Origin of the sequence: Acinetobacter equi, assembly GCF_001307195.1 — a bacterium.
In the GTDB taxonomy this organism is placed as follows: Bacteria; Pseudomonadota; Gammaproteobacteria; order Pseudomonadales; family Moraxellaceae; genus Acinetobacter; species Acinetobacter equi.
In genome coordinates, this window is record NZ_CP012808.1 from 2,624,591 (window position 1) to 2,639,732 (window position 15,142).

9 protein-coding genes and 1 tRNA gene are annotated in these 15,142 nt (G+C 32.7%); 3 read left to right on the forward strand and 7 right to left on the reverse strand.

Annotated features, from left to right (window positions below):
* Positions 1 to 6: 6 nt before the first annotated feature.
* The 4 genes from hutH to AOY20_RS12415 form a co-directional block, all read right to left on the reverse strand.
* Entirely contained in the window at positions 7 to 1,539 is a 1,533-nt protein-coding gene (gene hutH, locus AOY20_RS12400) for a histidine ammonia-lyase (RefSeq protein ID WP_054582155.1), read from the reverse strand.
* 95 nt (positions 1,540 to 1,634) lie between these two features.
* Positions 1,635 to 3,302: a urocanate hydratase gene (gene hutU, locus AOY20_RS12405; RefSeq protein WP_054582156.1), complete on the reverse strand. Its 1,668-nt coding sequence runs from the start codon at positions 3,300 to 3,302 to the stop codon at positions 1,635 to 1,637.
* A 404-nt stretch (positions 3,303 to 3,706) separates the two neighbouring features.
* Entirely contained in the window at positions 3,707 to 4,420 is a 714-nt protein-coding gene (gene hutC, locus AOY20_RS12410; RefSeq protein WP_054582157.1) for a histidine utilization repressor, read from the reverse strand.
* 215 nt (positions 4,421 to 4,635) lie between these two features.
* The gene (locus AOY20_RS12415; protein ID WP_054582158.1) at positions 4,636 to 5,337 is read right to left on the reverse strand and encodes a VIT1/CCC1 transporter family protein; all 702 of its coding nucleotides are present in this window, start codon (positions 5,335 to 5,337) and stop codon (positions 4,636 to 4,638) included.
* 735 nt (positions 5,338 to 6,072) lie between these two features.
* Here AOY20_RS12415 and AOY20_RS12420 point away from each other — a divergent pair.
* Positions 6,073 to 6,149: transfer RNA gene (locus AOY20_RS12420), tRNA-Ile, on the forward strand.
* Between the two features lie 454 nt (positions 6,150 to 6,603).
* The gene (locus tag AOY20_RS12425; protein WP_054582159.1) at positions 6,604 to 7,620 is read left to right on the forward strand and encodes an AI-2E family transporter; all 1,017 of its coding nucleotides are present in this window, start codon (positions 6,604 to 6,606) and stop codon (positions 7,618 to 7,620) included.
* A gap of 89 nt (positions 7,621 to 7,709) precedes the next feature.
* On the opposite strand, the gene AOY20_RS12430 is transcribed toward AOY20_RS12425, so the two are convergent.
* From AOY20_RS12430 to AOY20_RS12440, 3 genes are all read right to left on the reverse strand, one after another.
* Positions 7,710 to 10,772, reverse strand: a complete 3,063-nt coding sequence (locus tag AOY20_RS12430; protein ID WP_054582160.1) for a two-partner secretion domain-containing protein — start codon at positions 10,770 to 10,772, stop codon at positions 7,710 to 7,712.
* A 570-nt stretch (positions 10,773 to 11,342) separates the two neighbouring features.
* On the reverse strand, positions 11,343 to 13,565 hold the full coding sequence (locus tag AOY20_RS12435) for a filamentous hemagglutinin N-terminal domain-containing protein (protein ID WP_054582161.1): 2,223 nt from the start codon (positions 13,563 to 13,565) through the stop codon (positions 11,343 to 11,345).
* 402 nt (positions 13,566 to 13,967) lie between these two features.
* Positions 13,968 to 14,327: a winged helix-turn-helix transcriptional regulator gene (locus tag AOY20_RS12440; RefSeq protein WP_054582162.1), complete on the reverse strand. Its 360-nt coding sequence runs from the start codon at positions 14,325 to 14,327 to the stop codon at positions 13,968 to 13,970.
* A gap of 116 nt (positions 14,328 to 14,443) precedes the next feature.
* Between AOY20_RS12440 and AOY20_RS12445 the strand changes: the two genes are divergently transcribed.
* On the forward strand, positions 14,444 to 15,133 hold the full coding sequence (locus AOY20_RS12445; protein WP_054582163.1) for an SDR family NAD(P)-dependent oxidoreductase: 690 nt from the start codon (positions 14,444 to 14,446) through the stop codon (positions 15,131 to 15,133).
* Positions 15,134 to 15,142 lie beyond the last annotated feature (9 nt).

Here is a 15,142-nt window from a genome sequence, read left to right on the forward strand (position 1 = left end):
TACGTCCTATTTCAAGCTTGGCAATAAATTTGGAATAATTAAGGCATTTAAACATCCACTTTCAAGTAAGCGACTAGCTTGCTCAATGTCTGGAGAGAAAAAGCGGTCTTCACTATAATAAGGAACATGATTACGTAGAATTCGACGTGCATGCTCTAACTTCTGAGTTGTTTTTAGCCCTTTACGGAAATCTAAACCTTGGCATGCACCTAACCATTCAATCGCTAAAATTCCTCGTACATTTTCAGCCATTGCCCATAAGCGTTTACCAGCATTTGGAGCCATTGATACATGATCTTCTTGATTTGCAGATGTCGGTAAACTATCTACACTTGCAGGATGTGCTAAAGCTTTATTATCACTTGCTAAAGCAGCAGCTGTTACTTGTGCAATCATAAATCCTGAATTGACACCGCCATTTTCAACTAAAAATGGTGGAAGTTGTGACATGTGACGATCCATCATCATTGAAATACGACGTTCAGATAATGAACCGACTTCAGCAATTGCTAAAGCAATATTATCTGCTGCCATAGCGACAGGTTCTGCATGGAAATTTCCACCTGAAATTACATCACCTTCTTTTGCAAAAACTAAAGGATTATCTGAAACTGCATTTGCTTCTATTTCTAATACTTCTGCTGCTTGGCGAAGTTGAGTTAAGCATGCTCCCATAACCTGAGGCTGACAACGTAAGGAATATGGATCTTGCACTTTTTCACATGCTTCATGTGACTGACCAATTTCACTATGCTGACCTAATAAATCACGATAAGCCGCAGCAACATCTATTTGTCCACGTTGACCACGTACTTCATGAACACGTGTATCAAATGGAGCACGAGAACCCAACATTGCCTCTACACTTAAACCACCACATACGGTTGCTGCTGCAAATAAATCTTCTGCTTCAAATAATCCACGTAATGCGTAAGCAGTCGATACTTGTGTACCATTGAGTAATGCCAAACCTTCTTTTGCAGCTAAAGAAATAGGTTCTAATCCTGCAATTTTCAATGCTTCTTTTGCAGGTAGCCACTGTCCTTTATAACGTGCCTTACTTTCACCCAATAAAACCAATGACATATGTGCAAGTGGTGCTAAATCACCTGAAGCACCAACAGAGCCTTTCAAAGGAATATGAGGATACACTTCCGCATTAATTAAAGCTAAAAGTGCCTCCATTACTTTTAAACGAATGCCAGAAAAACCTCGCGCTAAGCTATTCACTTTCAACAACATGATAAGACGTACCATATTGTCATCTAAAGCTTCACCTACACCTGCTGCATGCGATAAAACTAAAGACGTTTGCAGTTTTTCTAAATCTTCAGTTGCAATTTTAGTCGAAGCCAATAAGCCAAAACCTGTATTAATTCCATATGCTATTCGACCTTCTTGAATAATTTTTTCAACACAATTTACACTTGCTTGAATATCTGGTATTGCCTGCGTAGATAATATTGCTTGAACTGGATTTAAATATGCTTGACGTAAATCCGATAAAGTCAATTTTCCTGGTTGAAGTAAAAGTTCCATTTGTTATAACCTTATTTTTCTATCTATTAAGGACTACTGATTTCGAATTAAGGGAAAAATCAGTGGCTATTCTGAAAAAACTCGTTATTTAAATTTTAGCCTGTAATCATTGGTAAATTTAAACCCTGCTCTTTTGCACATTGAACTGCAATTTCATAGCCTGCATCTGCATGTCGCATCACACCTGTTGCGGGGTCATTGGTCAATACTCTTAAAATTCGAGCAGCAGCTTCATCAGTACCATCACATACAATTACTACACCTGAGTGCTGAGAAAAGCCCATCCCAACACCACCACCATGATGTAAAGATACCCAAGTTGCACCACCTGCTGTATTGAGCAATGCATTTAATAAAGGCCAATCAGATACGGCATCTGAACCGTCTTGCATTGCTTCAGTTTCTCGGTTTGGACTAGATACAGAACCTGAATCTAAATGGTCTCGACCAATGACAATCGGTGCAGATAATTCACCACTACGTACCATTTCATTAAATGCTAAACCAAGTTTTGCGCGTAAACCTAATCCAACCCAACAAATACGTGCAGGTAAACCTTGGAAACTGATACGTTCACGTGCCATATCTAACCAACGATGTAAATGTTCATCATTTGGAATTAATTCTTTAACTTTAGCATCTGTTTTATAAATATCTTCAGGATCACCAGACAATGCGACCCAACGGAATGGCCCTATACCTCGGCAGAATAATGGCCGAATATACGCTGGAACGAAACCTGGGAAATCAAATGCATTTACCACTCCTTCTTCTTGCGCCATTTGACGAATATTGTTTCCATAATCAAAGGTTGGAATACCAGCAGCTTTAAACTCAAGCATTGCTTTTACATGTTGAGCCATAGATTGTTTTGCCGCTTTTACCACAACTTCAGGTTCAATTTTCGCACGTTCACGATACTCATCCCATGTCCAACCTATAGGCAAATATCCATTTAATGGATCATGTGCACTCGTTTGATCTGTAACCATATCAGGACGGACACCACGACGAACCAATTCTGGTAAAATTTCAGCTGCATTCCCATGCAAAGCAATAGAAATTGCCTTACCTTCTTTTGTATAACGCTGAATACGCTGCAAAGCATCATCTAAATCATTGGCTTGTTCATCGACATAACGTGTACGCAAACGGAAATCAATACTGCTTTGCTGGCATTCAATATTTAATGAACATGCTCCTGCTAACGTTGCAGCCAAAGGTTGTGCACCGCCCATTCCACCAAGACCAGCAGTTAAAACCCACCGACCTGTTAAATTTCCATTAAAATGTTGACGACCAGCTTCTACAAATGTTTCATATGTACCCTGAACAATACCTTGGCTACCAATATAGATCCATGAACCTGCTGTCATTTGCCCGTACATAGCCAAACCTTTTGCATCAAGCTCATTAAAATGTTTCCACGTTGCCCAGTGAGGTACCAAATTTGAATTAGCAATCAGTACACGTGGTGCATCTTTATGTGTTTTAAAAACACCAACTGGCTTTCCAGATTGAACTAAAAGAGTTTCATCATCTTCTAACTTTTTTAGTGTTTCAATAATTTTGTCATAGCATTCCCAGTCACGTGCTGCTCGACCAATACCACCGTATACGACTAATTCTTTCGGATTTTCAGCAACATCAGGATCTAAATTATTCATCAACATGCGAAGTGGCGCTTCAGTTAACCAACTTTTTGCATTTAATGCTGTGCCACGTGGTGCACGAATTTCTGTATCACGAAATTTTGTTGTCACAATTGGACTCCTTCCAATAACTCTATTTAATACTATCCAGTGAGTTTCTGTACACACTTAGATCAACTTGTATATACATGTATATATATTAAGCAGTGTTTTGAAGATTTGAAAAGAGCCTTTTGAAAATTAATTCACCACTCACAAATAAGATATTGATTTAAAAATAAATAAAAAGTGTAAAAAATCACACAATTATTATTTTCTACAAAAAATTAAGAAGAAATGCTGAATAAAAAGAAATATGTCATCAAAAAATGTTAATTTTTATGTCAAAAAATAAGGGAATGGATATCTTTTTAGATATAAATCCCCTTATTTTTTTGCATATTTTTTATTAAAAAGATAAAAATGAAGTAAAATTCAGCTCATTTTTATTTACTTTTCCATCAATAAAACCAACTTTAAGGCTGAAACTTACCTTCTAAGTAATATCGGCTACCTGGATATAATAAACGAGCACTTGAAATTAAATTTTGATTTGCCCATGTTCGTCGTCGAATTAATAAACACGGCTCATTTTTTGTAATTTTCAACCATTTTTGTTCTTGTGAATTAGCGAGTACAGCCTCAACAATGTGCTCACCCTCACTTACTGGTGCTTTTTCCATTAAATAACTATGCGGGGTAATTGTTGTAAAATCTTGTTGAAGATATTCTGGAATTAATATTGCATTCACTAATCGATCTTCAATTTGTACAGGAACGTCATTTTCAAAATGAATAATAATTGAATGAAATAATGGTTGATTTTCTTGCATTTGCATTATAAATGCTTGCTCAGAATTAGCATTAATTTGTTCAAGTTTAATTATTTCTGCACGATGAATATGGTGTCGAGCAAGAATTTCATCTGCAATATTATGAATTTGAAATAGCGCTGAATGCCCTTGTCCTTCTGCAACGAATGAGCCAACACCCTGCACACGAACAAGAATTTTATCTGCTGTAAGCTCACGCAAAGCCCTGTTAACAGTCATTCGACTACAACCAAACATTTTCACCAATTCACTTTCAGAAGGAATTTTGTCATTAATTTTCCAAATTCCCTTATAAATATTGTTTTGGATCATTTTTTTTACTTGTACATACAAAGGTGATGGACTTTCAAAACTCATTAATTTCTCAATCTCTTTTTGATGAAGTTAAAGATAACTATCCATATAAAATATTTTAAAGTCAAAATCTTATCTAAAATCACATAGTCTTTAAAATAATGACGTTTATTTTATATTTTGACATCGTTTCAATAAGTTTTTTTAGTTTTATATAATAAAAACTACTTTAAAGATTGACTCGATCTTAACATAGATATGAGACGTCATAAAAAGAATCAATTCATCGCAACATGGAATAAGGAGCCAATCCAAGAGCTAAATACCATTGCTATAACTCCCCAAATCATCACACGAAATGCACCGCGCCATATATTTGCTCCTCCTACATAACTTGCAATTCCTCCCATGATACCTAAACTAATTACACCAATAATCATTACTCCATATTCTAAGGACTGATCAGGCAACCATAAAATAGAAGCTAGTGGAAATAATGAACCTAAGGTAAATGCGAGCGCGGAAGAAAATGCGGCAGTAAATGGTCGTGCTGAAGTATGTTCAAAAATTCCTATTTCATCTCTTGCATGAGCATCTAATGCATTATGTAAAGTAAGTTGCTCAGCAACTTTAGTTGCTAATACTGAATCCAAACCTCTTTTCATATAAATATGTTTAAGCTCATTTAATTCTAATTCTGGATGTAATTCTAGCTCTCTAGCTTCCATTTTTAAGTCACTTTTTTCTATATCTTGTTGCGACTTCACAGAAATATATTCACCTGCTGCCATAGATGCAGCGCCAGATATTAATCCTGCAATACATGCAATCAACAAAGTTTGTGAAGATGCACCGCTTGCTGCCATTCCGACAACTAAACTAGTGACTGAAATAATCCCATCATTTGCTCCAAGAACCGCTGCACGTAGCCAACCTGAGCGTTCCATATAGTGTTTTTCAATATGATAGGAATGTGGCATTTTGATCTCTAAATTTTATTTTTAATATGAGAAATATAATTGATTTAAATATCTCTATAAACAAGATATTACATTAAAGTTTTTCTAATATTTTCGTTTTATATTATTTTTCTGTTAAATCTAATTTATTTATAAGATAAGCTAAATGTAAAATTTTAAGACACGTATAAACTTAGATATATTTCAAAGATTTCTACTTTTTTAGTAATTTTAATCACATCGATAAAAATAATGCATAATTATTAAAACATAAAAAGTTATTTAAAATAGAAAATAAGTCTGAAAAGTGCAAAATATGCTCTATTCAAGTTCAAAATTAATCGTTAGACTTTAGTCGCATAGGATTTATCTAAGCCTCTATTTTGGCTTATATCATTTGTTAGGATCATGGTATGACTTATATCTCTGCCTTCGTACTTGCTTTTGGTCTCTTAGGGATTATTATTATTTGGTCATTAGTTGAAGTCTTTTTTCAACGTAAAAAAGAAAAAATTTTAGAATGATTAAATTTCTTTATATAAAGAATAAGTTTTTGAATATTTAGCTTATTTTGAGGTCTACAGAAGTTTTTCAAACCAAAACCGATGTATTTTTAAACAATTCAATAAATATCAATCGTTAATCTGAACAAGTCTTGTCCACTTAGTTTAAAATAACTTGTATTTAAATTTGAGTTTGGGTACTATTCATAGCCGTTAAGGTTGTCCTTTTAGGAACCCTTGATAAAAATCTATAGGGCCTATAGCTCAGTTGGTTAGAGCAGCGGACTCATAATCCGTTGGTCCACAGTTCAAGTCTGTGTGGGCCCACCATATAAAACAACCACTTAGGTGTATTAATCCTAAGTGGTTTTTTAATGCCTGAAACTATATAAGCAATATGTAAGCACTCAAATAAAAATAGTTTTTAATAAGAAAACTGGAAATTTAATATTAAATAGATATTGTGGATGGGAGGAAAGGGTGAAGATCAAAGAAAAGGTAATAACCACTATTAGTTCTACTGTTGCAATAATTTTAGTTTTAATCATTTTGTAGGTTATGTTCTTGGGTTGTATCTAATGAATAGAATTTCCGAAATTTAAGCATCATTCAAACAGAAAATTACAACTCACTTTCCTATTTGTAACAGTGCCATAAAACTAAAAATAAGTGAAAATAACATTTTTTTGAAGCAACTCGCTTATAATGAAATAAATAATTGATCTATAAGTAATAGCCAAGCAGTTATTTTTAAATAAAACCATATATTTTTGGGATATATTGAATGCAGTTACTCAATGATAAAAATAGTCTAATCACTAGTTATTTACTAATTTTTATTTTTCTTGCACTCCTGATTCCACTGCATCTAACTGTAAGCTTTTTTTCAGGTTTTTTAGTATTTGCAATTATTCATAGCTTAAGCAAATCAAGTGAAAAATATATTGATGGTCGCTATGCACGTCTAACTTTTAGTGTTGTTGTTAGTCTCATCATTATTAGTTTAATTGTGCTAGGAATTGTTCGTCTCATTAGTTTTATTCATTATGACTTACAAGGCGCTAGACTCGACCAATTCAATGCAGAAATAGATATTTTACTACAACAGGTACAAGCGGAAATTATTAAATATTATCCAAGCTTTAGTCCTTACACCACAATTAGTTTAAAAGATCAACTATTTGCCTACATCAAAGAAAATCTTGGTATGCTTAGACATACAGGTACCAATATACTCCATAGCTTGGCGAGTATGATTATCGCTATTATTATTGGGATAATGATATCATTACATCAAATTCAACCAACAGCTCATATTCCTGCATTTAAAGCAGCGCTGATTGCTCGTATTAAAAACTTAGCCACGGCCTTTCAAAATGTAGTTTTTGCGCAAGTAAAAATTTCACTCATAAATACGCTATTATTTATTGTTTTTGCTCATATCATTTTACCAATTTGTGGTGTTCACCTGCCATTTGCAAAAACACTCACAATCTTAACCTTCATTTTTGGTTTAATTCCAATTATTGGTAATCTAATTACCAATACATTAATTACAGTTGCAGCACTGACTATTTCAGTTGGACTTGCAATTGTGTCATTAGCATACCTGATTATTATTCATAAGTTAGAATATTTTATTAATGCCAAAATCATTGGTACTAAAATTAATGCCACAGCCTGGGAAGTTTTATTAGCAATGCTTGTTTTTGAAGCTATTTTTGGAATTACTGGATTAATCATAGCACCTATTTACTATGCATATCTTAAGCTTGAACTCAAACAACAACAAATGATTTAATTCATTGTTAGTTGATCAACTATAATTTATTTTCAAAAAACATAAAAAACGGTAGCTTTGCTACCGTTTTTTAAAGTATTAACTATAAATTAAAGACCAAATACCAAACCATAGCCCATCAGTTGAGTATCATTTAAGTCTAAACCTTGCCCACCACCAAGAATCGAACCATAAGATGTATTATAGATATAAGTTGCATCTATACTTGTGTGACCATCGCTATAAATTGTTCCATCATTCTTAATATAACTACCTGAAGTAAGATTTAAACTATTACCACTCAAAATATTTTGGAAGTTATAAATCGCATTACCTGCCGTAAGATCTGCATCTCTATCTGAGTAAATCGTATTCAAATTCTTTAAATAACCACTTACATTCATTGTGAGTTTTTCTCTACCCACAATCCAACCATAGTTATGAACATCACCTTTACGAACATTAATCGATAAAGCTCCGTCAGCAACAATAAAGCCAGTTGCATTACCTTGGATAGTCGAACCACCACCAGCCATATAGAAAACATCACTATCAAGTGTCATATCACCTGTAGAGTAAATAGTTCCATAATTGTTACTAATTTTATGACCAGCTTGAATTGTAGTTGCTCCAGCTACCAAACGGTTTGGTACTAAACCACCATTACCCGAGCTAATTAATCCATAATCATTGTGTAAATCGTGACCAAGGTCTATTTTAATTGCTGCATTTTCTGAAATGATATGACCTTTGGTATTATTTAAATTCAGTGAATTAATTACAATACCATTTCTACCATACATACCACCATTCTGGTCTGTTAAGCCCAAGTGCTTACCATAACTTGTCGAAAAATGTTCAGATGATAAGTTTTGTACGCTATGACCTGCATTGACTGTTAATTCATTACTAGCAGCAATTAATCCTGGTGCATTATAAAGATGGTAATCTGCATCAATATCAATATTAGTACCTGTAATGACACCACCATTGTTATTAATATTTGCACCATTAATACTTACATCACCGTTTTTAGCAGTAACATAAGATAAATAGTTAGTCATATCACCTTGAAGATTAATATTTACATTTTGATCTGCAATAATTTTTGATTGATTACCAGTCAAGAATTTAGATTGAATATCAATATCGCCATTGGCATCAATAGTACCCAAGTCATTGTATAAACCATGTGATGATTCAATTGTGATATCACCTTGTTCTGCAATGATCTTTCCTTTTGTATTATTTAAAGTGAGTGTATTAATCGTTACACCATCTTTACCATACATACCACCGTCTTGATCTGTCAGACCTAAATATTTGCCATAACTTGCTGTCAAATGTTCTGAAGATAAGTTTTGAACACTATGACCTGCATTTACAGTTAATGCTTTATTTGCAGAAATCAAACCTGGTGCGTTATAAATATGATACATCGCATCAAGGTCAATATTTTCACCTGTGATTACGCCACCATTATTATTGATGTTTGTTGCACCAATACTTACATCACCATTTTTAGCGCTGATATAAGATAAATAGTTTGAAATATCACCTTTAAGGTCAATATTTACATTCTGGTCAGCAATAATATTTGACTGATTATTTGTTAATACTTTTGACTGAATATCAATATCACCATCCGCATAAATACTACCGTATGTGTTATTGATGTGATGTGATACCGCAAGATCTACATCACCTTCGGTTTGTATATAGCCAGCATAGTTTTCTAGGTTAGCAACGGAAATTGAAATTCCACCATTACCTGCAACAATACCTGTTGAACCTTGAGGTGATGTATCTGTTTTTTTGTTATATAACGTTGAATTTACAGCAACGATATCAACACCACCATTCACAGCACTTAATAAACCATTTGTATTATCAAGAGCACCTGTGCTCGTAATATTCAAATCATTTTGAGCCTGAATTTGACCATTTAAATTATATAAATAGTTCGAATTCGTAGAAACATTGTCTCCTTGAATTTGACCATTATAGTTATTCAGTTTTGCTGTATTTAATACAACATCTCCACCACTAATACCAACATTAGTACCTTTACCATTATTTACTAATTCATTGTTATTGGTATTAATTTGAACAGCGCTGTTACCTGCAATATAACCATTCGTATTATCTATACGTCCACTATTAATTTGAACGGCATTATTTGCTTCAATATTTCCAGTTTTATTATTAGATACCGAATACTTATTTGTATCTACAATAATTGAACCATTTGAATTAATTTGACCGCTTGTATTTTCAAGCACACCATTTGTTTTAATAGCCACATCACCAACTGCTGTGATTTGTGCACTATTATTTAGTAAACGACCATTTGCATCAATCTTGATACCGCCAACCTGCCCCACAATATTGCCTTGGTTACGTACACCAACACCATTCTCTGTACTTACTAAATTAATTTTGTCTGAGTACATACCACCAAGTTTTGCAACATCGATGCTGTATGTATTACGAGAACCTGTAGCCTGAGCAGCCCCCGTTACATTATTATTGGTATCAACATAGTTATTTCCAGCAATAAGATCTAACTGTTGATCTGCATAAATATCACCATTTACTACAATGGAACGCGCTAAAATTGCAGTTGGAGAATCACTTGTTAAACCATTTGTGGTGATTATTCCACCATTAACAGAATAACCTTTTAACTCACCATTAACTAAATCAGGTGTACCTGTCGTTAATGTCACACTTTCACTATTAATAAAACCACAGTCATTACACGTAATACCATTTGGGTTAGCAATGATTAATTGTGCTTTATCACCAGCAACTTCCATCATACCGTTTAAGGTACTTGCATTACGAGAAGTCACTTCATTCAAAATAACTGAGGCTGTACCTGATGCTAAATTCGCATTACCCGCAATTTGACCTGCTAAAACAGTATTTGCGCCATTTTGGCTATTATTAAAAATAACACCTTCACGACCAACGTTTAAACGATCATAAATATTGTGCGAAATTCCATTACTATTCGCCTGATTAATATTAATTACTGGAACACCATTCGTAGATGCAATATTACTGCCGTTGACCATTTGAATATTTGCTGCTTGAGCCGTCATTGGCAAGGCAAACAAAATACTTACAGTTAATGGATTCAGCTTCATTATTTGTTGTTTATCAGACATATATAACCCACTTATAATTTATCTTTTAATGTAATAAAAAATAGTTATTAAATTCTGACTAGATTCAATTTAGCGTACTTTCATGACCTACTCTAGTTACAGAGAAGATTTTTTAGTAAGCAAGAAGAAAATAACTATTTAATTTATCTTATAAATATAACATAATTAATCACATTAACAATAAAAAATATTAAGTATGTCAATATATTTAGATGTGTAGTTCTGTATATCTTTAGATAACCCAATTACAAATAAATGTTTAAAGTTAACATTTTTAAACACACTTGGATTTAACAATATAGAACTAAAGCAATATTTTAAAATTATAAAAAAGAGTAAAATTCACAATAAAAAAATTATAAATCAATAAATTAAATTATTTTTCTTATGATATAAATCTGATCAAATACTCACCTACAATCTATTTTTATTGAATATTGCATAACTTAAGCAACAAAATATATAACATTATTTTATAAATTAATCATGTGATAGAGTCTATAAACACCAAAAAAAATTACATATAAAAAACGGCAGCATTTCTGCCACCGTTTTATAAAAATATATTAATTACAAGCCAAAGACTAACCCATTACCTCTTAAGTCAGTATTATTCAACTCCAAACCTTCTCCACCACCTAAAATTGAACTACGAGAAGTATTATTAATATAAGTTGCATCAATATTAGTCGTACCATCACTATAAATAGTGCTACCATTTTTGATATAACTACCAGAAGTCAAACTTAAAGAACGACCACTTAAGATACTTGCAGAGTTATAAATTGCTTTACCTGTCGTAATATCAATGTCTTGTTCTGAATAAATCGTATTATAGTTCTTTAAATAACCATTTACATTCATTGTTAGTTTCTCTTTGCCAACAATCCAACCATGGTTATGTACATCACCTTTACGAACATTAATATCTAAAGCACCATCGGCTACAATAAAGCCTTTTGCGTTACCTTTAATTGTTGAACCACTTCCAGACATATGCAAGTAATCGCTATCTAGTGACATATCACCTGTAGAGTAAATCGTACCGTAGTTATTGCTAATCTTGTGACCAGCTTTAATTGTTGTAGCACCTGTTACAGTATCAGCACGATTTCCTACATTCGGAACTAATTCATTAGTATTCCCTGAACGAATGAGACCATGATCATTATGTAAATCATGTGTTAAATCAATATTAATTGCTGCATTATCTGCAATGATTTGACCTTTCTCATTGTGCAAGGTATGAGCATTAATGATAATACCTTGGTCACCATTAATCAGACTATTCTTATTAGTTAAATTACCATCAAGATTAATGTTTATCTTATTTCCAGCAACAATATTTGAATAACTATTACTTAATAATTTTGCTTGAATATCGATATTACCATCTGCATAAACATTACCATGTGAATTATGGAAACTACCCGTGCTTGTAATGCCTACATCACCAATAGTTTGCATATAACCATGTTGATTATCTAAGTGATTAACATCTATCGAAATTCCGCCCTTCCCAGCAACAATTCCTTCAGAACCTTCAGGTATGCTATCAGTTTTCTTATTTTTTAAGGTTGAATTCGTCGCAACAATATAAACACCACCATGTGCAGCTCTTAATAAACCACTAATATTCTCAATAGTGCCTGTACTCGTGATATCTAGATCCAATCGTGAATTAATTACACCATTATGGTTATGTAAAGATGTAGAATCAGAAGAAATATTATCCCCTTGAATTTGACCTTTATGGTTATTCAACTTTCCTGTTGTTAATACAACTTCACCACCTTGAATACCAACATTAGTACCTTGACCACTGTTTACTAACTCATGTCTATTTGTATTAATTTCAACTGCATTAACACCTGCAATATAGCCACTCTTATTTTCGACTGAGCCATTTGTATTAATAACAAGATCACCAGTAGATGTGATTTTTGCATTATTATTTAGTAAGCGGCCATTTGCATCAATCTTGATACCACCAACCTGCCCCACAATATTGCCTTGGTTACGTACACCAACACCACTTTCTGTGCTGACTAAATTAATTTTATCTGAGTACATACCACCAAGTTTTGCAACATCGATGCTGTATGTATTACGAGAACCAGATGAACGAACTGTACCAGTTACATTATTATTGGTATCAACATAGTTATTTCCAGCAATAAGATCTAACTGTTGATCTGCATGAATTTCACCATTCACAACAATAGAACGCGCTAAAATTGCAGTTGGTGAATCGCTTGTTAAGCCATTAGTAGTAATTTTTCCACCATTAACAGAATAACCTTTCAGCTCACCATTAACTAAATCAGGTGTACCTGTCGTTAATGTCACACTTTCACTGTTAATAAAACCACAGTCATTACACGTAATACCATTTGGGTTGGCAATGATTAATTGTGCTTTATCACCAGCAACTTCCATCATACCGTTTAAGGTACTTGCATTACGAGAAGTCACTTCATTCAAAATAACTGAGGCTGTACCTGATGCTAAATTCGCATTACCCGCAATTTGACCTGCTAAAACAGTATTTGCGCCATTTTGGCTATTATTAAAAATAACACCTTCACGACCAACGTTTAAACGATCATAAATATTGTGCGAAATTCCATTACTATTCGCCTGATTAATATTAATTACTGGAACACCATTCGTAGATGCAATATTACTGCCGTTGACCATTTGAATATTTGCTGCTTGAGCCGTCATTGGTAAGGCAAATAAAATACTTACAGTTAATGGATTCAGCTTCATTATTTGTTTTTTATTAAACATATTAAACCTACTAATAATTGATACACTATTAACATAAAAAAATCACTGTTTTTGACTTAATTCATTATTTACAGTGTTATTTTTCAAGAGAAAAAACATTGCAATATTTCTTAAGGCAAGCATATGACTGTTTAAAATTATTTATAAATTTATCATAAAATGTACACTTTTAACACATTATTGATTAAAAATGATAAATGAATCACATTAAACATAAGAATTCAAAAGCATAATTTTTAAATTTTTCTTACTTCTTATCATAAGAAATAATTGGTTTAGTAAAAATCAAGCTCCTTTAAAGACTAATTCACAACCATTAAAAGGAAATAATTCAAATAAAAAATACATGAATTTTCATGTAAAAAGTGATTAAACAACTCTCACCTAAATTCATTCAAGAACTTATTGACGATTTTTAAATTCCTTTTTTGCGATGTTAATATTTTCCTGATTCTCAATTGCCCATTGCTCTAAATTAATTATTATCGGTAAAAAACTAAAGCCTAATTCTGTCAATTCATATTCAACACTTGGTGGTTTTGTCGCAAATACAGTTCTTTTGACGAGTCCATTTTCTTCTAAAGATCGTAGTGTTTTAGAAAGCATTCTCTTTGAAATATTTCCAGGCAGATTTCTAAGAATTTCAGAAAATCTTAGTTTTCCAGAATTAAGTAAAAGTAAAACACCTATACTCCATAAATTAATAATATTACGTAGTACATCTTGAATTAAGCATGGATTTTCTTGATCTATTGAATTCATTCTAGGTTACTCCTTGGTAACTATATTACTTATTTAGCCATTCTTGTTTTTTATTTAACACTAATTAATATGTTTAAAGAATGTTTATAAAAGTAACCAAGTAATAGGTATTTAACATGAATAAAGTTATTGTCATTTTTGGTGCAGGTACTGGCTTATCAGCTTCAGTTGCTCGTCTGTATGGTAAACAAGGCTATCTTGTCGCACTGGTCGCAAGAAATAAAGAAAAGCTTCAATTATTATCAGATGATATGTCATCTAATCATATTAAAAGTTTTACTTTTATTGCTGATCTTTCAAAATCAGAACAAGTTAAAATGGTGATATCTGAAATTTACGACTCATTAGGTCATATTGATATTTTATATTATGCACCAAATCCAAGAGATACATTTATACCAGCAAATGAATTAACATCCGAACTTTTAATACCGAAAATTAATCTTTATTTGTTTGGTTTAATTAATGTTATTCAGGAAATTTTACCAATATTTAGAAAAAATAATGCAGGTATAATTTTATCTGCAATTGGTGGATCTGCTCTTGAAGGATTTCCATATATGAGTGGGTTAGGACCAGTAATGGCTGCTTCAAGAAATTACCTACAAGCTTTATATAAAGAATTAAACGAAGAAAATATTCATATTGGACTTTTAACGATTAGTGCACAAATTATAAATAGTGAAAATTATAAATTAACATATCAAGAAAGCTCACCTTTTCCATCTGTTCATCCTGATGCTTTAGCAAAAATGTTACGTGATATCGCTGATGACGTTACCAAGCTTGAAGTTCTATATCCATAATTCAAGCAT

Excerpts from the sequence above, each read along its gene's own strand:
- hutH (WP_054582155.1), bottom strand. The coding sequence starts at position 1,539 with ATGGAACTTTTACTTCAACCAGGAAAATTGACTTTATCGGATTTACGT.
- hutC (WP_054582157.1), bottom strand. The coding sequence starts at position 4,420 with ATGAGTTTTGAAAGTCCATCACCTTTGTATGTACAAGTAAAAAAAATG.
- AOY20_RS12415 (WP_054582158.1), bottom strand. The coding sequence starts at position 5,337 with ATGCCACATTCCTATCATATTGAAAAACACTATATGGAACGCTCAGGT.
- AOY20_RS12425 (WP_054582159.1), top strand. The coding sequence starts at position 6,604 with ATGCAGTTACTCAATGATAAAAATAGTCTAATCACTAGTTATTTACTA.
- AOY20_RS12430 (WP_054582160.1), bottom strand. The coding sequence starts at position 10,772 with ATGTCTGATAAACAACAAATAATGAAGCTGAATCCATTAACTGTAAGT.
- AOY20_RS12435 (WP_054582161.1), bottom strand. The coding sequence starts at position 13,565 with ATGTTTAATAAAAAACAAATAATGAAGCTGAATCCATTAACTGTAAGT.
- AOY20_RS12440 (WP_054582162.1), bottom strand. The coding sequence starts at position 14,327 with ATGAATTCAATAGATCAAGAAAATCCATGCTTAATTCAAGATGTACTA.
- AOY20_RS12445 (WP_054582163.1), top strand. The coding sequence starts at position 14,444 with ATGAATAAAGTTATTGTCATTTTTGGTGCAGGTACTGGCTTATCAGCT.